Genomic DNA, 23,740 nt, shown 5'->3' with positions numbered 1-23,740 from the left:
GGCAGTCGTGCCCGGAGCCGCGGCTAGAGCGCTGCCGCCCGCTTGCGCCGCTGTCTGCCCGGCGGGCGTGCCGCCGGCCTGCTGCGCCTGCGTGCCTGGCGCGGATGCACCCGCAGCAGGCCGGCCCGCTCCTTGCGGCAGCTCAGCGGCAGCGTCAGCCTGCATACCCGCGGCAGACGGCGTCAGCCTTACGCCGCCATCAGCGGGTGCTCCTGCCGCAGTCTGCGGCAAGCCTGATGTCCCCGGCAGCACCTGGCGGCCTTGACCGGCGGCCTGCGCAGTACCGCCGCTTCCGTCGGGACGAATTCCTCCCGGCTGGCGTGTATCCGCCTGCCCTGCGGTTCCCGTACCGCCTCCGGAATTTGCCGTAGGCGTTCCCGCTGCAAGTCCCGGCTTGCCGGTTCCGTTATCCAAAGGGGACGCTGTTCCGTTCGAGGTCGGTTTTCCCCCCACCTCCGCAGCCGTATCCTGCATCGTCCGCAAAACTTCGGCTAACTGCCGGAGTAATTTTTCTCCGCTGCCGCTCGTTCCTTCGGCCAGGCCGCCGTTTTGCAGCAGCCCGCTTAATGTCTGAGCCAGATTTTGCAGCGTTTCTCCAAACGGCTTGCCGAATAAAGCTTGGTGAATGGCTCCTACCGTATCCGCTGTCAAGGGAAGACCCTTGCTTACAGCCACGCCCACCGCCTGCACCCACTGCTCGGGCTTCACGGAAGCCGGAATCCTGCTCATAACCTCCTGGAGCGGCGCTGCCGCTTCCTTCGTCAGCGGGATACCCTGCTGCTTCATCATCTGGACAAGCTCGCGGTTCACCGCCGTATCTTTTAACCCCGTCTGCTTCAGCATTTGTCCGATCTCTTCTTGTGTCGCCGGCACAGCGGGTCCCGCTGCCGGTTTAAGGACGACCTGTCCACCCGTGCTCTCCGGCTGCACCTGCAGCCATGCAGTCTGCCCCGGCGCCAGAGGAGTTTCCAGCTTGGCCCTCACTTGTACGCCGTCGATAGACATTTGGGCTTCCTGATTTTCGTAAACCTGCAAAACCACTCCCTTGACAACCTGTCCGGGCTTCAACTCCAATGTTTTGGGCTCCGCCGCCTGCATACCGCCGGCCAAACCACGAATCAATCCGCTTATGTTCACGCCGACCCGCCTTTCGTTTTCGCGTTCTTTATGTATATATCGGCCGGAACCCCGATTAAAATAACTCCTGCTGCATAACCATAACATTACGGATAAAAAGCTTCCGGTGCAGAGGCGTCGGCCCGTATTCGATCAGCATTTCCCTATGCTGCCGGGTCGCGTAACCCTTATGCTTGGCAATGCCGTATTCCGGATGCAGCTTATCCCATTCCCGGCACATCCGGTCCCGGGTAACTTTGGCGATAATCGAGGCGGCCGCAATCGATTGGCTCGTCGCATCCCCATGAATGATCGCCATCTGCCGGATATCCAGATCTACTTGTTCCGCGTCGACGAGCAAAAAATCAGGCGCAGGGTCAAGCTGCTCTACCGCTAGTTTCATAGCCAGCCTGGAAGCCTGTTTAATGTTGATTTCGTCAATCGTTTTTACATCTATCGTACCGATGCCTACGGCAATCGCTTCTTTCATGATCACATCGTATAATTCTTCGCGTTTTTTCTCGGAAAGCTTTTTGGAATCGTCCACGCCTTCCAGAATTAAACCCTGGGGCATAATAACGGCGGCCGCAACGACATCTCCGAATAAACAACCGCGTCCGACTTCATCCACACCCGCAATGCGGGAGTAGCCTTTTTCCCATAATCCTGTTTCTTCATGAAGCATGGCTGCAATCTCCTCCCGTTCCCCATTATACCGGAAAAAACGACACATTGTCCCACATAAACAACAAAAAACGTGCGACCAGTCTACTCCGTTTTCGAAGAAGACTGTGCACGTTTAGCTGCTTTGTCCTATCACATGGCTGTAAACTGACAGCCGGCACCTTAAAGATACTCTTCCGGCACTTCCAGCGAAACCCGTCCTAACTTGCCGGAACGAAGTTCACGCAAAAACAGCAGGGAGGTTTTCTCGAGATCGACGCGTCCTCCGCTGATTATAGCTCCGCGCTTTCGGCCGATAGCCTCCATTACCTCAATGACTTCGTTAGGATTCTCGCTGTCCTCGGGAAGCTCCTCGATTCCGTAGCGCTCCTTAAGACGTTCACCGTAGTACTCGGACATATATCGGATCGTATGAAAGGCGATATCGTCAAGATGCAGAATTTCTTCCTTAATCGCACCCGTTGCCGCCAACTTCATACCCACGTTCTGGTCATCGAATTTGGGCCACAAAATTCCCGGTGTATCGAGAAGGTCCATATCCGTTCCGAACTTAATCCACTGCTGGCCTTTCGTAACCCCCGGCTTATCGCCGGTATTCGCAATTTTCCGTCCTGCCAGCTGGTTAATCAGAGTGGATTTCCCCACGTTCGGAATCCCCACAATGAGTCCCCGTATGGCCCGAGGGTTGATGCCTTTACGAATCTGGGTTTCGATTTTGGCGCTCATGAGTTCTTTGCATTTCGGCAAAATCTCTTTCACGCCGGTACCGGTGTTGGCATCAATCGCCAGCGTTTTCAAGCCCCGGTCCGTAAAAAACTTCACCCATTCCGCCGTTATGGCCGGGTCTGCCAAATCCGCCTTGTTCAGAAGAACGAGACGCGGCTTTCCCTTTAGAATATCATCGACCATGGGATTGCGGCTTGACATCGGAATTCGTGCGTCAAGCAGCTCGATCGTGACGTCAATGAGCTTGAGCTTAGCTTCGATTTGTCTTCTTGCCCGGGTCATATGGCCGGGAAACCATTGAATCGTCATAATATCACCTCTGCATACAAAACGTGCACTTCTTCATCAGAAGTGCACGAAACCTGCTTTATTTAGGGGCCAGAACACGAGATCCGCACGCCCGACTATTTTGTCGTAGGATACGAACCCGACTTCCGCGAAGCGGCTGTCTTTGCTGTTGGAGCGGTTATCCCCCATCACGAATACGGACTTGTCCGGCACTTTGATTTCCGTCGTGCCTTCGCTGCCCGGTTCGGGGAAATTGCGCCTGTTATAAGCATGCCCTTCTTTTACCGCATTATCTATGGCTTCTTTTATGTAAGGCTCTTCAATGACCTTATCGTTGACATATACCTTGTCGCCGTCCACCTTGATCGTTTCTCCTGGCAGAGCCACGACCCGTTTGATATAATCGATGCCTTCCGGTGCATGAAGTACGATGACTTCGCCCCGTTTCGGTTCACTGAATTTATACTTGATCTTATTTACGATTAAGCGTTCACCCGTATGAAAGTTCGGTTCCATGGAGGGACCTTCGACGATGAAGGGGGCAAACAGCAGCCAACGAATCAAAAATACAAGAACGGCAGCGATAAGCAGGGCTTTGATCCATTCCCATGCTTCCTTTTTTACGGGATTTTTCGCCGGGGCTGCCACATTTTCGGTTTCGGCCGAAACTTCCTGCTCTCTTCTCTCCATCATCCAAACCCCATTTCTTGATCAAATGAACATGAGCTTTTATGAAACTAAAAGGGGACTTGAAAACAAGCCCCCTCGGTCTTTATTATCGAATTTCTTTAATTCTAGCCGCTTTACCGCGAAGACCGCGCAGGTAGTAAAGTTTCGCACGACGAACTTTACCACGACGAGCTACTTCAATCTTTTCAATCTTCGGAGAATGAAGCGGAAGTGTTCTTTCCACGCCAACGCCGTAAGAAATTTTACGAACTGTAAACGTTTCGCTGATTCCGCCGCCGCGACGCTTGATCACGACACCTTCGAACAGCTGAACGCGCTCGCGGGTTCCCTCGATTACTTTTACAAATACTTTCAAAGTATCGCCGGGACGAAAGCTCGGGATATCAGAACGCAATTGTTCTTTCGTAATTTCCTGAATGAGATTCATTTAAGATTCCCTCCTTCCACAATAGGTGTTCATTCCGCCATCTCTTAGCAGTCAAACCATGTTTGTATGCGTAGAGGACCACCCGATTCGAACAACACAACATTGGATATTCTATCATACGTTCAACAGAAAAACAACCATAATCGTTCGTATTTTCCGTTTTGGTAGAAAAGTTTCGGAACGGCTGCAAAAAACACCGGATTTTCGGTTGATTTTCAGCCCTGCCGTCCCTCTTCCTCGGCCATTTTTTCACGCAGCCAGCGTTTCTCTTTGTCCGTCAACTCGGCATTCTCAAGCAATTCGGGTCTGCGTTTGAACGTGCGGTAAAGCGACTGCAGCCGGCGCCATTCGGTGATGTTCGCGTGGTGGCCCGAAATCAGCACATCCGGTACGGTCCATCCCCTGAATTCAACGGGACGCGTGTAGTGAGGGTACTCTAGGAGGCCTGTGCTGAAGGAATCCGTCACCGCCGACTGCTCGTTGCCCAGTACTCCGGGAAGCAGACGCACGACACTATCGATCACCACCATGGCCGGAAGCTCTCCGCCCGTGAGCACATAGTCGCCGATAGACAGCTCGTCCGTCACGAGATGCTCCCGTATCCGTTCGTCGTAGCCCTCATAGTGCCCGCAAATAAAAATAAGATGTTCTTCCCGGGACAACTCTTCAGCCTTCCGCTGGGTAAACGTCTCCCCTTGGGGACACATCAGAATGACACGAGGCTTGGCTCCCGTCGAAACCGGCTCCCCGACCGTTTCCGAGCCGCTCGAAGGCACATCAAGCAGGGATTCTACCGCCGCAAAGATCGGATCCGGTTTAAGCACCATTCCCCCGCCGCCGCCATAAGGATAGTCATCCACCGTGTTGTGCTTGTTGCCTGCAAAATCCCTGAAATTAACGGTGGACAGATTCACGATGCCTTTTTCCCGGGCTTTGCCCAAAATGCTCGACGTAAATACGCCTTCAAACATGGCAGGAAACAGAGTCAGCACGTCTATGTTCATAAATCGAGCAGCCCCTCCAGAAGATGAACCGTTACGATCTTCTCTTCCACGTTCACATCCAGCACTACGTCGTCGATCACAGGGAGGAGCAGCTGTTTTTTATTCGGCCTGCCTACTACCCAGACATGGTTCGCGCCCGGCGTCAAAATTTCCTCAATCGTGCCGAGTTCTTCGCCTTCTTCAGTCAGGACCCTGCAGCCTAAAATCTCGTGATAATAGTACTCGTCCTCATCCAGACTTTCCAGGTATTTTTCTTCGACCCGCAGCAGGGAGCTCTTGAAAACTTCAACCTCGTTGATGTGAGAAAACTCCTTGAACTGAGCGATGTACATATTTTTGTGCAGCCGTGTGCTTTTAATGGTCACCGGGGTAAGTTTACCTTTGGCATCCTCGATGACCAGCTTGCTGCCGTTTGCAAAGCGCTGCTCGGCAAAATCCGTGTGCGGCACAACTTTCACTTCTCCTCGCAGACCGTGCGTATTGACGATGGTCCCGACCGTATATAATTTATCGCTCATATGCGTATTTTTCCACCTCTGTCCCGTTTCCATACTTGTTCCGATCCCGGACGCCGAAAATGATCAAAACCGGGTTCCGTCCGCCTGTCCGGTCTTGTTTCCTCGCACGCCCTTCCGGCAGGAAACGGTTTCTCGTGTTCAGATGCAAGAAAAAGGCTAGGAATGATCCTAACCTTTTCCTCTATGACATAATTTCAACGGTTACCCGTTTGTTTTCCTTAACTGCAGCTGACGTGACGACAGTGCGAAGAGCTTTGGCGATACGCCCCTGTTTGCCGATAACTTTACCGACATCACCCGGGTGTACGGACAGTTCATAAATGACACTGTTCTCGCCTTCCACCGCATTCACACGCACGTCTTCCGGATGATCCACGAGTGCCTTCGCGATAACGGTAATGACCTCTTTCATAAAGACCTCCGAAATGCCTGGGTAGGATTACTTCTTCAGCTTAGACTCGTGGAACTTGGTCATAAGACCTGCTTTGCTGAACAGGGAACGAACCGTATCGGACGCTTGCGCGCCGTCTTGGAGCCATTTCAGTGCTTTCTCCTCGTCGATTTTAACGACTGCAGGTTGAGCTACCGGGTTATAGTAACCGATCTCCTCGATAAAACGTCCGTCACGCGGAGAGCGGGAATCGGAAACAACTACACGATAAAAAGGAGCTTTGTGAGCACCCATACGCTTCAAACGAATACGAACTGCCATGAATATCACCTCCCACATAGAATAAACGCGTTGTATCGAAACCGCCGGTCGTTAACCGAACGGAAACTTGAACCCTTTGCCCAACTTCTTCATGTTCTTCATGGCTTTGGGATTCATCATGCCCGAGAACTGCTTCATCATTTTGCGCATATCTTCAAACTGCTTCAGCAGCCGGTTGACATCCTGAACGGAATTGCCGCTGCCGAGCGCTATGCGTTTGCGCCTATTGGCATTTATGATTTCAGGCTTGCGTTTCTCTTCCTTCGTCATCGATTTAACGATGGCCTCGACACGGCCCATCTGCTTATCATCGACTTTCAGGTCTTTCATGCCTTTCATTTTGCCGGCTCCGGGGAGCATATCCAGCAGCTGGTCCAGCGGACCAAGCTTCTTCACCTGTTCCATCTGTTCGAGGAAATCGTCGAACGTGAACTCGGCATTACGCATCTTGCGTTCCATTTCCTTGGCTTTATCCGCATCGATGCCCGCCTGCGCCTTCTCGATCAGGGTGAGCATATCGCCCATGCCGAGAATCCTCGAAGCCATACGCTCCGGATAGAAAGGCTCCAGCGCGTCCATTTTCTCGCCCATTGCGGCGAACTTGATGGGACAGCCGGTAACGGCTTTGACGGAAAGTGCGGCACCGCCGCGCGTATCGCCGTCGAGCTTCGTCAGGACGACACCCGTCAGTTCCAGCTGCTTGTGGAAGCTTTCGGCCACGTTGACGGCATCCTGTCCCGTCATCGCGTCGACGACCAGCAGCGTTTCGTGAGGGCCGACGGCTTCGCGCACATTTTTCAGCTCATCCATAAGCGTTTCGTCAATGTGCAGCCGTCCGGCCGTATCGACGATCACGTAGTCGTTGTTGTTGTCCTTGGCGAACTGAAGCCCGTTCTTCGCGATTTCGACGGGGCTAACCTGATCGCCCATCGAAAACACGGGAACCTTCAGCTGCTCGCCGAGCACCTGCAGCTGCTTGATGGCAGCGGGGCGGTAAATATCGCCGGCAACCAGCAGCGGCTTGTGATTTTGCTTCTGCAGCATTTTAGCCAGCTTGCCGGACGTTGTCGTTTTACCCGCACCTTGCAAACCGACCATCATAATAACGGTAGGCGGTTTGTTCGCTTTGGCCAGCTTCGTGTGCGTTCCGCCCATAAGGTCGGTAAGCTCTTTGTTTACGATGTCGATGACGACCATGCCGGGGGTGAAGCTTTTCATCACGTCTTGTCCGACCGCGCGCTCTTTCACCTTGGCGATGAAGTCTTTGACTACTTTGAAGTTAACGTCGGCTTCCAGAAGAGCCAGTCGCACTTCGCGAAGCGCCTCGCTCACGTCTTCTTCCGTCAGCTTGCCTTTGCCCCGAAGCTTGTCGAATACGCCCTGCAGCCTGCCGGTTAATCCTTCGAATGCCATCTAAACCGCCTCCTTCCTGCTCGTTTCAATTGCTATGAACTGCGTCTTGTTTCTTGTATAGGGTCTCTGCCTCGGCAGAGTTATTCGTTCTATTCCATATGAACGATCCGGCGCATATAATCCGCGGCCCGGTCCGCAAGGTCGCCCGGCGACTGGAGGAGCAGCTCCTCCGCTTCGCTCAAAAGCTTCAAGCGGCGTTCGTGTCTGGTCAGCAGCAGAAGTTTGCTCTCGTATTCTTCGAGCATCTGCTCCGCACGTTTCACATGTTCGTAAACAGCCTGGCGGCTGATCTTGAATTGCTCGGCGATTTCTCCGAGAGAGTAATCGTCGTGAAAGTACAGTTTAAGCACAGCCTGCTGTTTGTCCGTCAGCATGGGCTCGTAGAAATCAAACAGAAGATTAATTCGGTTCGTTTTCTCCAGAATACGATCTTCCGTCATAGGGCCCGCCTCCGTCAAGGTTATGCACTTTACACCAGCAACAGTCCTTATATTAAAGGATGTCGGATGGGATGTCAAGCCCTACACCTTGTCAGCTAAAAAATTCGCGGCGCCGCGAAATACAGCCTTCGAGAAGACTCGTGCGCAAGCACCTTCAAGCAAACGAACAATACCAGCCGTATGGGGTTCAGCTGGGGTCGGAGGCCCGCTTAAGCCTCCGCTTTTTCCTCGGCGATCCATTTGCCGAACAGCGCGTGAACGAACTGCTCGGAATCAAACGGCTGCAAATCGTCCATTTTCTCGCCCAATCCCACGAATTTTACGGGAATGTTCAGCTCCTGCCGGATCGCAACTACGATGCCGCCTTTCGCCGTACCGTCCAGCTTCGTTAATACGAGACCGGTCAGACCGGTTTTATCGCCGAACATTTTAGCCTGCTGAAGGGCGTTCTGACCCGTCGTGGCGTCCAATACGAGCAGCACTTCATGCGGAGCATCGGGAACTTCCCTGCGGATTACCCGGTAAATCTTGTTGAGCTCCTCCATCAGGTTCACCTTGTTCTGCAGACGTCCCGCCGTATCGCAAAGCAAAATGTCCGCCCCGCGGTTCTTCGCGGCCTGCACGGCGTCAAACATGACAGCCGCCGGGTCGGAACCCGCCTGCTGCTTGATGACGTCCACGCCTACACGCTGCCCCCACGTTTCGAGCTGCTCGATCGCTCCCGCCCGGAACGTATCGCCTGCGGCCAGGATGACTTTTTTACCCTGCGATTTGTACATATGCGCCATTTTACCGATTGTGGTCGTTTTGCCCACGCCGTTGACGCCGACGAACAAAATAATGCTCAGCCCGCCCGGAGCCAGCTTAATGCTGCTGTCTTCGCTGCCCTTCAGGAGCTCCGTCAGCTTCTCGGATAGCACCGGTTGAAGGTCATTCGGATCTTCGATCTTACGTTTGCGCACTTCACTGCGCAACTGCTCGATCAACTCCATGACCGTGCTTACCCCGACGTCGGCCCCGATCAGGATTTCTTCCAGCTCTTCGTAAAATTCCTCGTCGATTTTTTTGCGGCGGCTGAACAGATCGTCCACACGGTCCACGAAGACATTGCGCGTTTTGGTGAGACCTTCTTTAAATTTATTCGTTACCGCCTCGGTTTTGCTCGAAATGCTCTCTTTTAACCGTTTAAAAAAACTCATCTGAAGCTGTTCCTCGCTTTCTGAAATGGCTCTTAAAGAGCCTGAAAAGTGGCTGGTTGAAAATACACGTTTATATAACCGGATTTACCGCCCGTGAAATCAGATTCCCGGACGATACTTGTTTCCAGAATCGCCGTTTCTCGTCAAGAGGCGGAAATCATCGCTTCCTCGTCTTCAAGCCGTACCGATACAAGCTTGGAAACGCCGCCTTCTTCCATCGTAACCCCATACAGCACATCCGCTTCCTCCATCGTTCCCTTGCGGTGCGTGACCACGATAAACTGGGTCGTTTCGGAGAATTCGCGCAAATACTCGGCAAAACGGGTCACGTTCGCTTCGTCCAGCGCCGCCTCGACTTCGTCCAGCACGCAGAACGGAACGGGCTTGACGCGCAGAATCGAGAACAGCAGCGCAAGCGCCGTGAGCGCTCTTTCCCCGCCGGATAGCAGCTGCAGGTTCTGCAGTTTTTTACCCGGAGGCTGGGCTACGATCTCGATGCCCGTCTCCAGCAAGTTTTCCGGATCGGACAAAATCAGATCCGCCCGGCCTCCGCCGAACAGCTTCACGAATACGACCACGAAATGGGAGCGTATCGCATCGAATGTCGTTTTGAAGCGCTTCGACATTTCCTGGTCCATCTCCCGGATCACGGTGTAGAGCGTTGTTTTCGCCTCCACCAGGTCATCCTTCTGGACCGAAAGAAAATCGTAACGCTCGGATACGCGGGCGTATTCCTCGATCGCGCCCAAGTTGACATCGCCCAGCGAAGAGATGGAGCGCTTCAGATCGCGTACCTTGTTCTGTGCTCCCGTGATATCCTCGGGCACCGGGTAGCGCTCTTTGGCAAGCTCATAGCTCATCTCGTACTCTTCGCCGAGCTTTTTGAGCAGGTTCTCCAGCTCCACATCCAGCCGGTTCACACGCACCTCGTGCTGCAAGCACTGCTCCTCCACCTGCTTGAGCTGCGTACGCTGTTCGCGGGTTTCGTTCTCGGCCTGCTGGAGCTTGTCCACCCATCCCGCGCGTTCGGAACGTTTGAACTCGATGTCTTCCATGCATTTCTGCTTGCGGAGTTTCAGCGTATTGAGCAGTTCCACCTGCTTGACGCTTTCTTCCGCATGGAATTCCATCTCCGCGCGAAGCTGCCACAGCTGGCGGCGGTTCATCTCCAGCTCCTGCTTCGCTTCCGCGAGATCCTGCTGGAGCCTCCGCTGCTGATCTTGAAGCGACTGCTTCTCCTGCGAAGCGGAAGCAACGCGAACCTTGAGATCCGTCAACTGGTTCTGCAGTTCCTCCTTCGCCGATTCGTTCGCTTTGCGCGAAGACTCCGCGTCCCGGATGGCCTGCTGGAGCGCTTCCTCTTCCTGCTGCAGCTCTTCGAGCTGCCTGCGGTTTTCTTCAATGCTGCGCTCCTGCTGACCGCGTTCCTCAAGCAGCGTCGAACGGTCATCGCGCTCCAGAGTCAGCTGCTCCTCCATGCGGCGCACTTCCGCTTCAAGCGGAGCCAGATCCGCGCGGATTTGCTGTTCTTCGATCCGCTTCTGCTCACCCCGTCCTCGCAGCTCTTCCAAATTCGCGTTGTCGTCGACAATCTCCTTGCGGGCCTGGGAAGCCCTTGTCTTGAGCTGCTGAAGCTGCGTCTCCGAAGCTTCGATTTCGCCGTCAAGCTCCTCGATCTGCCGCTGGCGGCCGAGCAGGTTGGAGCTTTTTTTCTGCAGGCTGCCGCCCGTCATGGAACCGCCCGGATTAACGATGTCTCCTTCAAGCGTAACGACACGATACCGGTAGTGGGCTTTGGCCGCAATCCGGTTTGCATCTTCCAGCGTTTCCGCAATAATAACCGTACCCAGTAAACTGGAAAAAATATTGTGATACTGCGCATCGAATTTAATCAAGTCAACCCCGATGCCGACGAACCCGTTCGAAGAGGTCAGCGCACCTCGCTCACTTTCACCGATCGAACGTCCCCGGATGACATCCATGGGCAGAAATGTCGCGCGCCCCATCTGCCTGCGCTTCAGGAAGGCAATCGCTTCGCGGCCGTAAGCTTCCGTCGCCACGACGATATTCTGCAAGGCTCCGCCGAGAGCCGTTTCCACGGCCAGCTCGATTTCCGCCGGCACGCTGACAAGCTCCGCGACGGCCCCGTGGATCCCTTTGAGCCCGTCGGGACGGTTCTTTGCTTTTAACACTTCCTTAACCCCGTGCATAAAGCCGTCGTAATCGTTCTGCATTTCCTTCATCGTGTCGCGCCTGGATGTGAGCGCGTCGATCCGCTGCTCCCATTTGCGCAGCATGCCGGACGATTCTTCCAGCAGAGTCTGCTTCTTCTTGAGACTTTCGCTCAAATCGAGATAAGCGGAGCGGATCTTCTCGACTTCTTTACGGGTCTGCTCCAGTTTTGTTTCAAGCTGCTTCTTGCGGGCCGCGATATCGGACTGCAGAGCGGTCCTCTTCTGCCCCTCTTCTTCCAGCTTTTGAAGCCGCCGCGCCAACGATTCGAGCTGCTGCTCCGCATAACGGATCTCGTTGCGGCACTGCGCCATCGCATTCATTTTATCGAGGAGCTCGGATTTCAGTTGATCCTCCACGCCCGAATTCAAGCCGCCGCTTACCCCCTGGAGACGATTCTCCTCTTCGGACAGCTTGGCTTGATACTCGAACAGCTGCGCGCCGATATGTACGATTTTCTCACGGTGCCCGGCCAGCTCCGTTTCTTTCTCCGAAAATCTCGTTTCCTGAAAAACGAGGGTCTGCTCCAGCTGCTGTTCGTTGGAAGCGAAATTTTTCTTCCGTTCCTTGAGCACCTCGCCGTGGCCTTCGCATTTTTCGAAATCCTCGGAGATTTGCAGCAGGGTTTCCTGAAGCTTCTCCAGTTCTTCCTCCAGCCGTTTCGTTTCCCAGCGGTGTTTCTCCAATTGGGCATCGTGCTGACTGACAAACGTGGATAAGCTGAGCTGCTCCTTTTTCAAAGCGGTAAGCTTCTCGTTTGTCTCCGACCAGGAGACATAGATCTGATCGATCTGGTGAACGTATACGGCGATTTCGCTGTGCTTCAGTTCTTCCTTCAGCTCTTTGTAGCGGATCGCTTTCTCGGCCTGCTCCCGCAAGGGATTGATCTGATCTTCCAGCTCCGTAACGAGGTCATGAATGCGCAGAAGATTCTGTTCGGTTTCCTGAAGCTTCTTCTCCGACTCCTTCTTGCGCGATTTATATTTGACGATTCCGGATGCTTCCTCAAAAATACTGCGGCGCTCTTCCGATTTATTGCTCAAAATTTCTTCGATCCGGCCTTGGCCGATAATCGAATACGCCTCTTTGCCGATTCCCGTATCCATAAACAGTTCGGTAATGTCTTTCAGCCTGCAGGACTGCTTGTTTATAAAATACTCGCTGTCTCCGCTCCGGTGCACACGCCGGCTGACCGTCACCTCGTTGTAATCGAGAGGCAGCGACTGGGACGTATTGTCGAGCGTGAGCGATACTTCACCGTAATTAACGGCTCTGCGCGCGTCGCTGCCGGCAAAAATCACATCTTCCATCTTGCCGCCGCGCAAACTCTTCGCGCTCGTTTCCCCCAGCACCCAGCGGATGCCGTCTGAAATGTTGCTCTTCCCGCTGCCGTTCGGACCGACCACAGCCGTGATTCCTTTGACGAACTCCAGCTCCGTGCGGTCCGCGAACGACTTAAATCCGGATAATTCAATCCGCTTCAAAAACATAGATTCTTTTCACCTCAAAACTTTGCGATAGCAAAGTTACTTCGTAAGCGTTACAAAACTTTTCGCAAGAAAAGTTTAATTCGTAAGGACTGCTTAACTTTGCGTGCAGCAAAGTTACTTTATAAGCGACGCCGGCTTTTTCGCAAGAAAAGCCGCTTCGTAAGAATGGGCGGGCTGCGTTCACAGCTCTCCTGACTGCCTAGGCTTACGGTCAGACAGGGTGCCTTGGAGTCGTCAGGCGTTAACAACCCCTCTGACAGACTACCCGGTCTCTCTTCAATTATTTTTCAAACCGTGGAATTTATCCCCATAAAAGACTGCGGCCCGGCGCTAACCCAGCCTCTATTGTACCATATCCCGCGTTCAAAATAGAGCGCAAAAGAAAAGAGCAGCTCCTGGGCTGCTCTTTCTCTTCTTTATAGGACGGCGCGCTCGGAGACGATACTCCGCCGCGTCAGCCTTCTTGCTGCGCTTCTAACGCTCCATGGGCACATTCAGCTTCGTCAATGCCTGGGAAGCCGCCTGCTGTTCCGCTTCTTTCTTGGAACGTCCGGCCCCTTTGCCGAGCTGTTTGGCATCCATGTAGACCTCAGCCACAAACTCTCTCTCGTGAGCCGGACCCCGCTCTTCCACGATACGGTATTCGAGCGCTCCCATATTGTGGTGCTGGGTGTGCTCCTGCAGCTGCGTCTTGTAATCGATCACGAGCAGCTTGCCCTCCGCCGATACATAGGGAAACACATGCTGCTCCAAAAAGAGCTTAACCGCTTCAAGCCCCTGGTCCAGGTACAGCGCTCCGATAAAAGACTCGAAAACATCGGCAAGAAGCGCGGGACGCGAACGGCCTCCCGTCATCTCCTCGCCTTTGCCGAGCTGTACGTAACTCCCGAAATTGAGCTTCTCCGCAAAGTTCACTAACGAAGGTTCACAAACGATCGACGCCCGAAGCTTCGTCAGCTCTCCCTCTGTGCGGTGCGGATACTTGAAATACAAGTATTCCGACACCGTTAGTTCCAAAACGGCATCACCCAAAAACTCAAGACGCTCATTGTCCTGATAATTCGCCATCCGGTGTTCATTCACATAGGAAGAGTGCGTAAAAGCCTGCCTAAGCAAATCGAGGTCTTGAAAGCGGATCTCCATGTCGGCTAGAAGCTGATTGACGTCTCGGTTCATGTTCTCACCACCGGCCGGTTGTTAGGCTTGATATTTTTTCAAAATAATCGTTGCGTTATGTCCGCCGAACCCGAAGGAGTTGGACATGGCCACCTGAACGTCGCTATTGCGGGGAACGTTCGGCACGTAATCCAGGTCGCATTCCGGATCCTGGTCGTCCAGGTTAATCGTCGGCGGAATGATACCGTTTTCGAGCGTAAGCCCGCAAATAACGGCTTCAACGCCGCCGGCCGCACCCAGAAGATGACCGGTCATGGATTTCGTCGAGCTGACAGCGACTTTGTAAGCATGCTCGCCCAGCGCTTTCTTGATGGCAGACGTTTCGGACTTGTCCCCGACCGGCGTACTCGTACCGTGCGCATTGATGTAGTCGATGTCTTCCGGCGCGATGCCTGCGTCCTTGATCGCTTTGATCATGCAGCGGGCCGCTCCGTCCGGATCGGGCTCCGTCATATGATGCGCGTCGCCGCTCATTCCGTAGCCGATGACTTCGGCGTAGATGTGGGCACCGCGCTTCTGTGCGTGCTCAAGCGACTCCAGCACGAGGACACCCGCACCCTCGCCCATCACGAAGCCGTCACGGCCCGTGTCGAAAGGACGGCTCGCCTTCTCAGGCTCGTCGTTGCGGGTGGACATCGCACGGAGCGCGCAGAAACCGGCCACGCCCGTCGGGCTGATGGTCGCTTCGGCTCCGCCGCAGATCATCACATCGGCGTCTCCGCGCTGAATGAGTTTGAACGAATCTCCGATGGAGTGCGTTCCGGTCGCGCAAGCGGTAACCGCCGTGCTGTTCGGACCCTTCGCTCCGGTAATCATCGAGATTTGGCCTGAAGCCATATTCGCGATCATCATCGGAATGAAGAACGGGCTGACCCTCTTCGGTCCTTTTTCAAGCAGAATCTTATGCTGTTCTTCCCAAGTCGACAGGCCGCCGATTCCGGAACCGACATAAACGCCGACCCGCTCGGGATCCGTATCTTCCTGTATGTTCAAGCCGGAGCTCTTCAAGGCGTTGATGCTGGCCGCAACCGCAAACTGAACGAAGCGGTCCATTTTTCTTGCTTCACGTTTATCTATATAATCTTCGGGGTTGAAATCTTTGACGGATGCGGCGATGCGCGTCGGATACTCGCTTACGTCGAAGCTTTCGATAGCGCTGACACCGGATTTACCCGCAAGCAGATTGCCCCAGAAAGTATTCACTTCTTGACCCAGGGAGCTCATAACTCCAAGTCCTGTAATAACAACTCTATTCACGTGTACCACCTCTGAATTAAGGGTGTTTTCTCTCGCTTTTTCTACGTTCAGAAAATGAGGAGAAGTCCCGCCTTTATGAGAACGGGACTCTTTTTAGAACGGGACTCCAAAGATTTTTACGTATGAGATTTTATGTAATTCACTACTTCTCCCACAGTCGTAATCTTCTCAGCATCTTCGTCGGAAATCTCCAGATCAAATTCATCTTCAAGTTCCATAACCAATTCTACAACATCGAGAGAATCAGCACCTAAATCTTCTTTGAAAGACGCTTCAAGGGTAACTTCAGACTCTTCTACCCCTAAACGGTCGATGATAATTTTCTTTACGCGATCTAGTACGTCGGACATCCGGCTCACCTCCTCCTTGGTATTATACGAGAATACGAATCAAAATGCCATACTTGTCTAAGCGGGACAACCGCCGACTGCGGCACAGGCCCCGTAGGGCGTCTTACATGTACATGCCGCCGTCGACGTGAAGCGTCTGGCCGGTCATGTAGGAACCTTCGTCCGAAGCTAGGAAACGGACGATTTTCGCGATATCCTCAGGCTTGCCGAGCTTGCCGAGCGGAATTTGCTGCAGAAGGGATGCCTTCTGCTCTTCCGGCAGCTTGTCGGTCATATCGGTGGAGATGAAGCCCGGCGCTACCGCATTGACGGTAATCCCGCGGGACGCAAGTTCCTTGGCGGACGCCTTCGTGAGACCGATAACGCCCGCTTTCGCCGCCACGTAATTGGCCTGCCCGGGGTTGCCGAGCACGCCCACGACGGACGAGATATTGATAATGCGGCCCGAACGCTGTTTCATCATGGGACGGGTCGCCGCTTTGGTGCAGTTGAAAACGCCTTTGAGATTGGTCGCGATGACGATGTCAAAGTCTTCCTCTTTCATCCGCATAATGAGATTATCCCGGGTAATTCCGGCATTATTCACCAGTATGTCCAGACTGCCCAAGGCTTCAATCGTCTGTTTGACAAGATCTTCGGCTTCCTGGGAATTGCTAACATCACCGCGCAGCTTAACCGCGCGTCTTCCCATCGCCTCGATCTCTTTAACGACTTCTTCCGCAGCTTGCTCGCTGCCTGCATAGTTGACTGCCACATCGGCCCCGCTTGCGGCAAGTTCCAGGGCAATCGCACGGCCGATTCCGCGGGAAGCTCCGGTAACGAGCGCCGCTTTACCACTCAGCATGGCTTGTCCTCCCACTACATCATGAATTTGTGTGACGCTTAAATCTCGGCCTGAAGCGCCGCTTCCAGGCTGTTGACGGAAACGACTTTCACGCTCCGGCTGACTTTCTTGATCAGGCCGGCAAGCACCGTCCCCGAGCCGATCTCGACGAAGGTGTCCACACCCTGCTCGATCAGCCACGCGACGGTGTCTTCCCACAGCACCGGAGAATACACCTGGCGGACCAGAAGGTCCTTGATCTCATCCGGCGAAGTGACCGGACGCGCCGTCACGTTAGCCACGACGGGCACGGCCGCTTCCTGCAGGCTGAGGCCCGCAAGCACGTCCGCCAGCTTCTCCGAAGCCGATTTCATCAGCGAGGAGTGAAACGGTCCGCTCACTTCGAGCGGAATCGCCCGTTTCGCGTCGATTTCTTTGGCGCGGTCCACGACCGCCTGCACACCTTCGCGGGTGCCGGAAACGACGATTTGGCCCGGGCAGTTGATATTGGCCAGCTCAACTGCGCCGGTCTCGGCGCTGACGGAGCGGCAAAGCTCGTCCAGCGCCCCGCGCTCGGCTCCCAGTACGGCAGCCATCGCGCCGAGTCCGCCCGGTACCGCCTGCTCCATAAACTCGCCGCGCGCTCGCACGGTGCGCACGGCATCCTCGAAACCAAGCACCCCGGAGGCAACCAGCGCGGAGTACTCGCCCAGGCTGTGACCGGCCGTAAAGTCCGGCACAATGCCTTTTTGGCGGAACACTTCCAGATAAGCCACACTCGCGGTAAGCAGAGCGGGTTGTGTATGATACGTGATTTTCAGTTCATCCTCGGGTCCCTCGAATATGAGAGAGGATAAGGAGTATCCCAGCGCCTTGTCGGCCTCGTCGAAGACGCGCTTCGCCCCTTCATGAGCGGCATAAGCATCCTTCCCCATGCCGACGGACTGGGCTCCCTGTCCCGGAAATACAAAAGCTATCTTGCCCATAAACGTCAGTATTCCCCTTCCTCGTTTTACCAGACCAGAACGGACGCTCCCCAAGTCAGTCCGCCGCCAAAGCCGACCAGCACCGTCGTGTCGCCTTCTTTAAGACGGCCCTGCTCGGCAGCCTCCGCCAGCGCTACCGGAATGGAAGCGGCCGACATGTTACCGTAGCGGTCCAGGTTGATCATGCATTTGTCCTCGGTCAGCTCCAGACGGTTGAGCGCGGATTGGATAATCCGGATGTTCGCCTGGTGCGGAATCAGAAGATCGATATCGTTCTTATGAAGTCCCGCTTTGCGGAGCGCTTCTTCCGCGGCCGATCCCATGATGCGGACCGCGAATTTGAACACTTCGCTGCCGGCCATATAGATGTAATGAAGACGCTGATCGATGCTTTCGGGAGTCGCCGGGTTGCGGGAACCGCCGCCGGCGATTTTCAGAAGCTCCGCTCCAGAGCCGTCCGCTCCGAGCTCAAAGGACTTGAAGCCGCGTCCTTCCGGCACCGCGCCGATCACGACCGCGCCGGCTCCGTCGCCGAACAGAATGCACGTGTTGCGGTCCGTGTAATCCGTGATCCGCGACAAGGTATCCGCTCCTATGACCAGCGCATACTTGTAAATACCGTTCGCGATAAAATTGGACGCGTTGGCCAAGCCGTAAATAAAGCCGGCGCAGGCTGCGGCCAAATCGAAGGCCGCCGCGTTCTTGGCGCCCAGCTTCTCCTGCAGAATGCACGAAGCCGATGGGAACGCCATATCCGGCGTAACGGTAGCCACAATGATCAGGTCCAGCTGATCTGCCGTAATTCCGGCCTTTTCAAGCGCAATGCGTGAAGCCTCAAGCGCCAAATCGGAGGTTGCCTGCTCGGGAGCCGCCATTCTCCGTTCCCGGATTCCGGTGCGCGTCACGATCCATTCATCGTTCGTCTCCACCATAGATTCCAGTTCCTGATTCGTTAAAACCCGATCAGGCACATATTTACCCGTGCCCAGAATGCCTACAGGAATGCCATTCATTAGGACCACTCACTTCCCGTTCTTGATTTCAGTAGCGATTGCGCCGACCAGGTCGTTCTGCAGCGCCGTTCTCGCCTGGCGCACGGCGTTCTTGATCGCCTTCGCGTCGGACGAGCCGTGGCTTTTCAGCACGAGCCCGGTTAATCCGAGCAGTGGAGCCGCTCCGTGCTCCGTGTAATCGAACATTTCCTTGAAAGCGGACAAGCCCGGTTTCAGCACGGCCGCGGCCAGTTTGGTCAGCGTCGTACGGGTAAGTTCGGTTTTCAAAGCGGAGAAAATGGCCAAGGCCGTCCCCTCCAGCGTTTTCAGCATAATGTTGCCGGCAAATCCGTCACACACGATAACGTCGTATTCAGCGTGAAGAATGTCTCGGGACTCGACGTTGCCTACGAAATGTATGGGAGCTTGCTCCAGCAGCGGATACGCCGCCTTCATCAGCTCATTCCCTTTCATCGCTTCCGTGCCGATGTTCAGCAGACCTACGCGCGGACGGTCCATGCCGTGAACCTTGCTTCTGTAAATGCTGCCCATGATGGCGTATTGGAGCAGATTTTCCGGACTTGAGTCCATGTTCGCTCCCAGGTCAAGCGCGAGAACACCTCTGCCGTCCAGCGTCGGGATCATCGGCGCGAGAGCCGGGCGTTCGATGCCGGGTACCCGGCCGACGACGAGAAGCCCCGTCGTCATAAGGGCGCCGGTGTTGCCGGCCGAAATCATCGCGTCGGCCTCGCCTTCCTTGACCAACCGGCCCGCGACGACCATCGAGGCGTCTTTCTTGCGGCGAACGGCCCGGACGGGCTCGTCTTCGGCTTCGATGATCTCGGAGGCGTGGATAACGCGAAGATTCGAGGGGCGCTCGGTAAGCAGCGCCTCGATCTTCGCCGAATCGCCGACGAGCAGAAGCTCGGCATCGGCCCATTCCTTGGCTGCCGCCAGAGCCCCTTCCACGACGATTGCCGGGGCGTGGTCGCCGCCCATTGCGTCAATTGCGATCCGCATTGGCTTGCCCACCTTCTGTTCGTAGTTGTTCTTTCTTGGAGTGAAAGATGACGAAGCTGCCTTCGAAAACAACCTCGTCTCCGATAAACGTCTGCACATCCACTTTGGCTTTCCCCTTCGACAGGGACTTGACGTACGCTTTCGCGATACATTTCTCGCCAAGCATGGCAGAGCGGATAAATCGAATGTCGGCCGAAGCGGTAAGCGCGATCGGATCGTTGATGACCGCAACGGCGAGCGAATTGGCCTGGGCGAAAATATGATGCCCACGCGCGATTTTCGTACGGGAAAAAACATGATCTTCGGTCAGTTCAAACATGGAAATGCCGCTCTTGTCGAGCTGCAGATCGATGATTTCCCCGATCACTTCATCAATGGGCAGGGAACGCACCTGGTCGTAGGAACGCTCCGCCATATGCTTGATCCGTTCGCGCAGCTCGGGTATCCCCAGCTCGAGACGGTCCAGTCGAACGGTTTGAATGCTAACCTGAAACTTGCGCATTAATTCTTCATCCGTCAGAAACGGATTATCTTCAATTGCCTGCAGCAGTTGCTGCTGACGAGTGCGTTTCGGAAGACGTTCGATGACAAGCACCACCCTGCTTGTGGAGACGGCCGGTAATATGGCCTCCTCTTATTACCTAGTACTAAAAGTAGTATATATAATTTGCGTGCAAAAGGGAAGCCTTGCGGGTAAATCCGCCCCGCTCCTCCCTTTACCGGATTTTCGCTCCCAGCTTTTGGACAAAAAAAATAGCACCTCACCTAAGATGAAGTACTATTTGTCAGCTTAATAAAATTAAGCTTGTACGATTTCTCTGCCTTTGTATGTGCCGCAGTTTTTGCAAACGCGGTGAGAAAGCTTCAGTTCTCCACACTGCTCGCACTTAACCATGCCCGGAACTTCCAATTTGAAGTGGGTACGGCGCTTGTCGCGGCGGGTTTTGGATGTTTTTCTGAACGGTACTGCCATGAATTCCACCTCCTTAACGTAATCCCCATATCCCTACGAGTTGAAAAAATCAGCCAGACCGGCCAGTCTCGGGTCGATCCGTTCGTTCTTGCAGCCACAGTCGCGTTCGTTGCGGTTCGTTCCGCATTCGGGACAAAGCCCTTTGCAGTCTTCCCGGCAAACCGGCGCCAGCGGCAGCTCAAGCTGTATATTCTCTTCAATGTAAGGGTTCAATTCCACTTTATCTTCGCAAACCAGATGGACGATCTCGTCCTCATCCTCGGAAGCCTGCGCTTCCACTTCCGGCTTCGAAGTAAAAATTTCCCGAAAGGGAATGTTCAACGTCTGCTTGAACGGAGTCAAACAACGGGAACAGCCAAACTCAAGCTCGACGGAAACACGGCCGGTTACTTCCACGACGTCGGACGCCGCTTTCGCCTCCAGATCCGTAACGATCGGTCCTGCGGACAAAATATCCTTGCGGCCCTTCAGCAGCGTTTCGCTGTTAAGCGATTCGCGGATGGCAACAGGCTGTCCTTTGGCCATGATGTCTTTAAGTTGAATCCACATGTTTTTATCACCTCAAACAAACAAAGATAATTATAGCTATTATTCTTCCGGTTTGTCAATCATTTCGGAGGAAGCTCCGCCAAATACTTTAGGGCGTCGTCCATCGTCTCGACGGGAACGATCTTCATCTTCGTTCCGATTTCCTTGGCGCGGGCCAAAGCATCCGTGTAATTGTAGATCGTACCTTTGTCTGTTTTGAGATCCTGGGGAGCAAAAAAGATCTCGGCTCCTTCGCGGTCGGCCGCGATGACTTTATGCTTGATCCCGCCGATAACGCCTACTTTGCCTTCCGTGTCGATCGTTCCGGTTCCCGCGATTTTGTGCCCCTTCGTGATGTCCTCGGGAAGCAGCTGGTTGTAAATCTCCAGAGAAAACATCAGACCTGCCGAGGGCCCGCCTATTTCGCCCGCTTTAATGGTCACTTGCTTGGAGGGATCGTCCGCCTGGACACTTTGCATTTCGGCCATCGTAATCCCGATTCCCACGCGGCTCTTGCCCGTGTCTTTATCGGGCGGCAGCTTGGCCAGCGTGAGCGGCGCCGTCATCTCTTTATCCCCGCGGATGAAGGTCAGCGTGACGGTGTCTCCTTCTTTCTTGTTTTCCAGAAAGGCGAAAAGGTCCTGAGAAGTTTTGATGTCCTTCTCGTCCGCTTTGGTGACCTTGTCTCCGGCCTGCATGACTTTCTCCGCGGGAAGACCCGGCGAGAGGCCCGTGACCATGACGCCCTCTCCTTTTATATGGAAAGGAACGCCCGCCTTCTTGTATGCGGTCTGGATCGCGTCGCTTTGAGAAGTCAGCATGACGAACTGCTGCTGCTGGCTGTAATCTTTCTCGGACATCCCCCGGAGAACGTCTTTCTTAAGCTGAAGTTCGTCGTATTTGTTGGCCAGGGACCACAGATACGTCACCACGTTCGCATTGGCCACCCGGACCGTCACGAGCATAAGCGAGCCTTTCTCATCGGTATTGTTGCTCTTGGGGACGCTGACCATCGGGTGAACGGCCTCAGCCGTACCGGGCATATAAATAAAAAAGGGCAGAGGAACGTAAAACAGGATAACAAAGCAGAGAAAGCCCACAAGAAGCGAAGTGAAAAAACGCCTGGAACCCCTCTGCGGATGCGCCCTGCGGATGACGGGCCTCTCCCGGGCATCGTCCCCGTTCTCGAAGCCGACTTCCCGTTCGCTTTCTTCTTGTTCCCGTTCTTCGTTGTAACGCTGGTTTTCATGATTTTTGTCGTTCATTTCAAGGGTTCCCTCCCGTTCCGTTTCCGAAAATCGGAGAATGGATGTTTGTTAGTGTATGCGGGGCGGGCTTGGTCTAAACATCTTCGGTCCGGCGTACACATGTAGCAAACGAATCGAGGTGTTTACATGCCGAAATCCCTAACGCACCGCGGCGGCGGGTATCGTACCACGCTTCTGCTCGGCAGTCTTGCGGCCGCCCTGGTCGCGTCGATTATCGCTTTTCCGGACAAGGCGCTCCAGGCATCCCTGGAGGGCATCACGATCTGGTGGAATATCGTATTCCCGGCGCTGCTGCCGTTTATGATTCTTACCGAGCTGCTGCTCGGTTTCGGTGTCGTGCACGCCCTCGGCACCCTGCTGGAGCCGCTCGCACGGCTCCTGCTCCGCTTGCCGGGCACGGGCGGTCTGGCGCTCGCCGCGGGAGCCCTGGGCGGCTTTCCGAGCGGCGCCCTCTTCACGGCCAAGCTCCGCGGCCGGAAGCTGCTTACGCGCGGCGAAGGCGAACGCCTGCTGGCGCTGTCGCATCTGGCAAGCCCGGTGCTGATCGTCACTGTGATCGGCACCGGGTTCCTGCACAGCCCGCGCCTGGGGCTGCTGCTGGCCGGCGCGCATTACGGCGGCGCGCTGCTGCTCGGCTTCGTGCTGCCGCGGCAGAAGAAGCCGGCGGGCGCGCCCGCGCCCGTAAAGCGCCGCGGGGCGGGGAGCGGGGCTTCCGGCGCTCCCCTGTGGCGGCAGGCCGCAGGCAGCCTGGCCCGCGCCCGCAGCGAGGACGGCCGAGCGTTCGGCCAACTGCTCGGCGAGGCCGTCACGGCTTCGGTGCAGTCGCTGATGGTCATCGGCGGCTATATTATGATTTTCTCGGTCATCATTCACATGCTGACAATGCCCGATATGCTCCAAGCCGCCGGCGGACTCCTCGGACTGCCCGTAGGGCCGGACCTGCTGCATCATCTGGCCTCCGGCTTATTCGAGCTTCACTTGGGCGCTCATGCCGCGGCCGGAGAGCAGGCGCTGCCACAGAGCATCAAACTCGCCTTAATCGCGGCTTTTCTAGGGTTCGGCGGGTTATCTTCCCACGCCCAGGCCCTGAGCGCCGCCTACGGCGCCGGTCTGCGGTATCTCCCTTTTCTGATGGCGCGCCTGCTTCACGCCTCCTTTTCGTACCTGCTTGTTCTTCTGTTATGGCGTTTCACAAGCGGTTTGTTTCCATCTGTATCTTCCGGACGGCAAACGCTTGAAGTCTCGGGAACACTCCCCCCTATAGCTGAGACAGGAGAAAGGTTTTTGTTTTCTTCCTTAAACGTTTGGATGCCTGCCTTCGCGCAGCTTGGCCTTCTTCTGCTCGTGCTGGCTGCAGGCTGCATTCTGTCCTACGCACTGCATGCATTTGCGCAGCGAAGACTTCATGCGGGCCCTAAAGCCTGACAG

General features: G+C 54.9%; 24 protein-coding genes and 1 pseudogene. 1 reads left to right on the top strand and 24 read right to left on the bottom strand.

The features are described from left to right. The 24 genes and pseudogenes from PCH01S_RS29375 to PCH01S_RS21180 all read right to left on the bottom strand — a co-directional run. Positions 1-1,137, bottom strand: a pseudogene (locus tag PCH01S_RS29375) (hypothetical protein); the annotation flags it as partial. Positions 1,138-1,192: 55 nt separating this feature from the next. Further along, positions 1,193-1,849 carry a ribonuclease HII gene (locus tag PCH01S_RS21290; RefSeq protein ID WP_084706660.1) on the bottom strand — a complete coding sequence of 219 codons (657 nt, stop codon included), beginning with the start codon at positions 1,847-1,849 and terminating at the stop codon, positions 1,193-1,195. Positions 1,850-1,962: 113 nt separating this feature from the next. Continuing rightward, entirely contained in the window at positions 1,963-2,835 is an 873-nt protein-coding gene (gene ylqF, locus PCH01S_RS21285; RefSeq protein ID WP_042232822.1) for a ribosome biogenesis GTPase YlqF, read from the bottom strand. Between the two features lie 36 nt (positions 2,836-2,871). Next, complete coding sequence (gene lepB, locus PCH01S_RS21280; RefSeq protein WP_042232820.1) at positions 2,872-3,507, bottom strand: signal peptidase I; 636 nt, start codon at positions 3,505-3,507, stop codon at positions 2,872-2,874. An 82-nt stretch (positions 3,508-3,589) separates the two neighbouring features. Beyond that, positions 3,590-3,931: a 50S ribosomal protein L19 gene (gene rplS / locus PCH01S_RS21275; protein WP_042232818.1), complete on the bottom strand. Its 342-nt coding sequence runs from the start codon at positions 3,929-3,931 to the stop codon at positions 3,590-3,592. Between the two features lie 215 nt (positions 3,932-4,146). Continuing rightward, positions 4,147-4,935: a tRNA (guanosine(37)-N1)-methyltransferase TrmD gene (gene trmD, locus PCH01S_RS21270; protein ID WP_042232816.1), complete on the bottom strand. Its 789-nt coding sequence runs from the start codon at positions 4,933-4,935 to the stop codon at positions 4,147-4,149. Then, the gene (gene rimM / locus PCH01S_RS21265; protein ID WP_042232814.1) at positions 4,932-5,453 is read right to left on the bottom strand and encodes a ribosome maturation factor RimM; all 522 of its coding nucleotides are present in this window, start codon (positions 5,451-5,453) and stop codon (positions 4,932-4,934) included. The genes trmD and rimM overlap by 4 nt, the downstream gene beginning before the upstream one ends. 181 nt (positions 5,454-5,634) lie before the next feature. Next, the gene (locus PCH01S_RS21260; RefSeq protein WP_042232812.1) at positions 5,635-5,865 is read right to left on the bottom strand and encodes a KH domain-containing protein; all 231 of its coding nucleotides are present in this window, start codon (positions 5,863-5,865) and stop codon (positions 5,635-5,637) included. Positions 5,866-5,892: 27 nt separating this feature from the next. Further along, a complete protein-coding gene (gene rpsP / locus PCH01S_RS21255; protein ID WP_042232810.1) occupies positions 5,893-6,165 on the bottom strand; it encodes a 30S ribosomal protein S16 in 273 nt (90 codons plus the stop codon). A 51-nt stretch (positions 6,166-6,216) separates the two neighbouring features. Beyond that, positions 6,217-7,578 (bottom strand): signal recognition particle protein, encoded by a 1,362-nt coding sequence (gene ffh, locus PCH01S_RS21250; protein WP_042232808.1) that lies wholly within the window; start codon positions 7,576-7,578, stop codon positions 6,217-6,219. 89 nt (positions 7,579-7,667) lie between these two features. Further along, on the bottom strand, positions 7,668-8,018 hold the full coding sequence (locus PCH01S_RS21245) for a putative DNA-binding protein (RefSeq protein ID WP_042232807.1): 351 nt from the start codon (positions 8,016-8,018) through the stop codon (positions 7,668-7,670). Positions 8,019-8,227: 209 nt separating this feature from the next. Further along, positions 8,228-9,217 (bottom strand): signal recognition particle-docking protein FtsY, encoded by a 990-nt coding sequence (ftsY, locus tag PCH01S_RS21240; protein ID WP_042232805.1) that lies wholly within the window; start codon positions 9,215-9,217, stop codon positions 8,228-8,230. Between the two features lie 143 nt (positions 9,218-9,360). Next, positions 9,361-12,939: a chromosome segregation protein SMC gene (gene smc, locus PCH01S_RS21235; protein ID WP_042232803.1), complete on the bottom strand. Its 3,579-nt coding sequence runs from the start codon at positions 12,937-12,939 to the stop codon at positions 9,361-9,363. A gap of 474 nt (positions 12,940-13,413) precedes the next feature. Continuing rightward, positions 13,414-14,115 carry a ribonuclease III gene (gene rnc, locus PCH01S_RS21230; protein WP_042232802.1) on the bottom strand — a complete coding sequence of 234 codons (702 nt, stop codon included), beginning with the start codon at positions 14,113-14,115 and terminating at the stop codon, positions 13,414-13,416. Positions 14,116-14,136: 21 nt separating this feature from the next. Then, entirely contained in the window at positions 14,137-15,372 is a 1,236-nt protein-coding gene (gene fabF / locus PCH01S_RS21225) for a beta-ketoacyl-ACP synthase II (protein WP_084706659.1), read from the bottom strand. A gap of 116 nt (positions 15,373-15,488) precedes the next feature. Continuing rightward, positions 15,489-15,722, bottom strand: coding sequence for an acyl carrier protein (gene acpP / locus PCH01S_RS21220; RefSeq protein WP_042232799.1), 234 nt, complete (start codon positions 15,720-15,722; stop codon positions 15,489-15,491). A 103-nt stretch (positions 15,723-15,825) separates the two neighbouring features. Next, the gene (gene fabG / locus PCH01S_RS21215) at positions 15,826-16,566 is read right to left on the bottom strand and encodes a 3-oxoacyl-[acyl-carrier-protein] reductase (protein ID WP_042232798.1); all 741 of its coding nucleotides are present in this window, start codon (positions 16,564-16,566) and stop codon (positions 15,826-15,828) included. 38 nt (positions 16,567-16,604) lie between these two features. After that, the gene (gene fabD, locus PCH01S_RS21210) at positions 16,605-17,531 is read right to left on the bottom strand and encodes an ACP S-malonyltransferase (RefSeq protein WP_042232797.1); all 927 of its coding nucleotides are present in this window, start codon (positions 17,529-17,531) and stop codon (positions 16,605-16,607) included. 26 nt (positions 17,532-17,557) lie between these two features. Beyond that, on the bottom strand, positions 17,558-18,544 hold the full coding sequence (locus tag PCH01S_RS21205; RefSeq protein WP_042232794.1) for a beta-ketoacyl-ACP synthase III: 987 nt from the start codon (positions 18,542-18,544) through the stop codon (positions 17,558-17,560). A gap of 9 nt (positions 18,545-18,553) precedes the next feature. Next, positions 18,554-19,543, bottom strand: coding sequence for a phosphate acyltransferase PlsX (gene plsX, locus PCH01S_RS21200; RefSeq protein WP_042232792.1), 990 nt, complete (start codon positions 19,541-19,543; stop codon positions 18,554-18,556). Then, positions 19,527-20,141, bottom strand: coding sequence for a transcription factor FapR (fapR, locus tag PCH01S_RS21195; protein WP_036739470.1), 615 nt, complete (start codon positions 20,139-20,141; stop codon positions 19,527-19,529). The genes plsX and fapR overlap by 17 nt, the downstream gene beginning before the upstream one ends. Before the next feature lie 201 nt (positions 20,142-20,342). After that, positions 20,343-20,516 carry a 50S ribosomal protein L32 gene (rpmF, locus tag PCH01S_RS21190; protein WP_009673368.1) on the bottom strand — a complete coding sequence of 58 codons (174 nt, stop codon included), beginning with the start codon at positions 20,514-20,516 and terminating at the stop codon, positions 20,343-20,345. A gap of 33 nt (positions 20,517-20,549) precedes the next feature. Beyond that, on the bottom strand, positions 20,550-21,065 hold the full coding sequence (locus PCH01S_RS21185; protein WP_042232788.1) for a YceD family protein: 516 nt from the start codon (positions 21,063-21,065) through the stop codon (positions 20,550-20,552). A 59-nt stretch (positions 21,066-21,124) separates the two neighbouring features. After that, a complete protein-coding gene (locus PCH01S_RS21180) occupies positions 21,125-22,309 on the bottom strand; it encodes a SepM family pheromone-processing serine protease (RefSeq protein WP_042232787.1) in 1,185 nt (394 codons plus the stop codon). A 129-nt stretch (positions 22,310-22,438) separates the two neighbouring features. On the opposite strand from PCH01S_RS21180, the gene PCH01S_RS21175 reads away from it, so the two are divergent. Further along, positions 22,439-23,737 carry a hypothetical protein gene (locus PCH01S_RS21175; RefSeq protein ID WP_042232785.1) on the top strand — a complete coding sequence of 433 codons (1,299 nt, stop codon included), beginning with the start codon at positions 22,439-22,441 and terminating at the stop codon, positions 23,735-23,737. Positions 23,738-23,740 lie beyond the last annotated feature (3 nt).

Origin of the sequence: Paenibacillus chitinolyticus NBRC 15660 (genome assembly GCF_000739915.1) — a bacterium.
In the GTDB taxonomy this organism is placed as follows: Bacteria; Bacillota; Bacilli; order Paenibacillales; family NBRC-103111; genus Paenibacillus_F; species Paenibacillus_F chitinolyticus.
Note: the sequence above shows the minus strand (reverse complement) of the source record. Positions and strands in the feature narration are given on the sequence as shown.

What these genes read in the sequence shown, in the direction of transcription:
- acpP (WP_042232799.1), bottom strand. Translation starts at nt 15,722, where the DNA reads ATGTCCGACGTACTAGATCGCGTAAAGAAAATTATCATCGACCGTTTA.
- fabD (WP_042232797.1), bottom strand. Translation starts at nt 17,531, where the DNA reads ATGGGCAAGATAGCTTTTGTATTTCCGGGACAGGGAGCCCAGTCCGTC.
- PCH01S_RS21205 (WP_042232794.1), bottom strand. Translation starts at nt 18,544, where the DNA reads ATGAATGGCATTCCTGTAGGCATTCTGGGCACGGGTAAATATGTGCCT.
- rpmF (WP_009673368.1), bottom strand. Translation starts at nt 20,516, where the DNA reads ATGGCAGTACCGTTCAGAAAAACATCCAAAACCCGCCGCGACAAGCGC.
- PCH01S_RS21290 (WP_084706660.1), bottom strand. Translation starts at nt 1,849, where the DNA reads ATGTGTCGTTTTTTCCGGTATAATGGGGAACGGGAGGAGATTGCAGCC.
- fabG (WP_042232798.1), bottom strand. Translation starts at nt 16,566, where the DNA reads ATGCTGAGTGGTAAAGCGGCGCTCGTTACCGGAGCTTCCCGCGGAATC.
- PCH01S_RS21185 (WP_042232788.1), bottom strand. Translation starts at nt 21,065, where the DNA reads ATGTGGATTCAACTTAAAGACATCATGGCCAAAGGACAGCCTGTTGCC.
- rnc (WP_042232802.1), bottom strand. Translation starts at nt 14,115, where the DNA reads ATGAACCGAGACGTCAATCAGCTTCTAGCCGACATGGAGATCCGCTTT.
- rplS (WP_042232818.1), bottom strand. Translation starts at nt 3,931, where the DNA reads ATGAATCTCATTCAGGAAATTACGAAAGAACAATTGCGTTCTGATATC.
- PCH01S_RS21180 (WP_042232787.1), bottom strand. Translation starts at nt 22,309, where the DNA reads ATGAACGACAAAAATCATGAAAACCAGCGTTACAACGAAGAACGGGAA.
- ftsY (WP_042232805.1), bottom strand. Translation starts at nt 9,217, where the DNA reads ATGAGTTTTTTTAAACGGTTAAAAGAGAGCATTTCGAGCAAAACCGAG.
- rimM (WP_042232814.1), bottom strand. Translation starts at nt 5,453, where the DNA reads ATGAGCGATAAATTATATACGGTCGGGACCATCGTCAATACGCACGGT.
- PCH01S_RS21175 (WP_042232785.1), top strand. Translation starts at nt 22,439, where the DNA reads ATGCCGAAATCCCTAACGCACCGCGGCGGCGGGTATCGTACCACGCTT.
- rpsP (WP_042232810.1), bottom strand. Translation starts at nt 6,165, where the DNA reads ATGGCAGTTCGTATTCGTTTGAAGCGTATGGGTGCTCACAAAGCTCCT.
- ylqF (WP_042232822.1), bottom strand. Translation starts at nt 2,835, where the DNA reads ATGACGATTCAATGGTTTCCCGGCCATATGACCCGGGCAAGAAGACAA.
- ffh (WP_042232808.1), bottom strand. Translation starts at nt 7,578, where the DNA reads ATGGCATTCGAAGGATTAACCGGCAGGCTGCAGGGCGTATTCGACAAG.
- smc (WP_042232803.1), bottom strand. Translation starts at nt 12,939, where the DNA reads ATGTTTTTGAAGCGGATTGAATTATCCGGATTTAAGTCGTTCGCGGAC.
- plsX (WP_042232792.1), bottom strand. Translation starts at nt 19,543, where the DNA reads ATGCGGATCGCAATTGACGCAATGGGCGGCGACCACGCCCCGGCAATC.
- PCH01S_RS21245 (WP_042232807.1), bottom strand. Translation starts at nt 8,018, where the DNA reads ATGACGGAAGATCGTATTCTGGAGAAAACGAACCGAATTAATCTTCTG.
- lepB (WP_042232820.1), bottom strand. Translation starts at nt 3,507, where the DNA reads ATGATGGAGAGAAGAGAGCAGGAAGTTTCGGCCGAAACCGAAAATGTG.
- PCH01S_RS21260 (WP_042232812.1), bottom strand. Translation starts at nt 5,865, where the DNA reads ATGAAAGAGGTCATTACCGTTATCGCGAAGGCACTCGTGGATCATCCG.
- trmD (WP_042232816.1), bottom strand. Translation starts at nt 4,935, where the DNA reads ATGAACATAGACGTGCTGACTCTGTTTCCTGCCATGTTTGAAGGCGTA.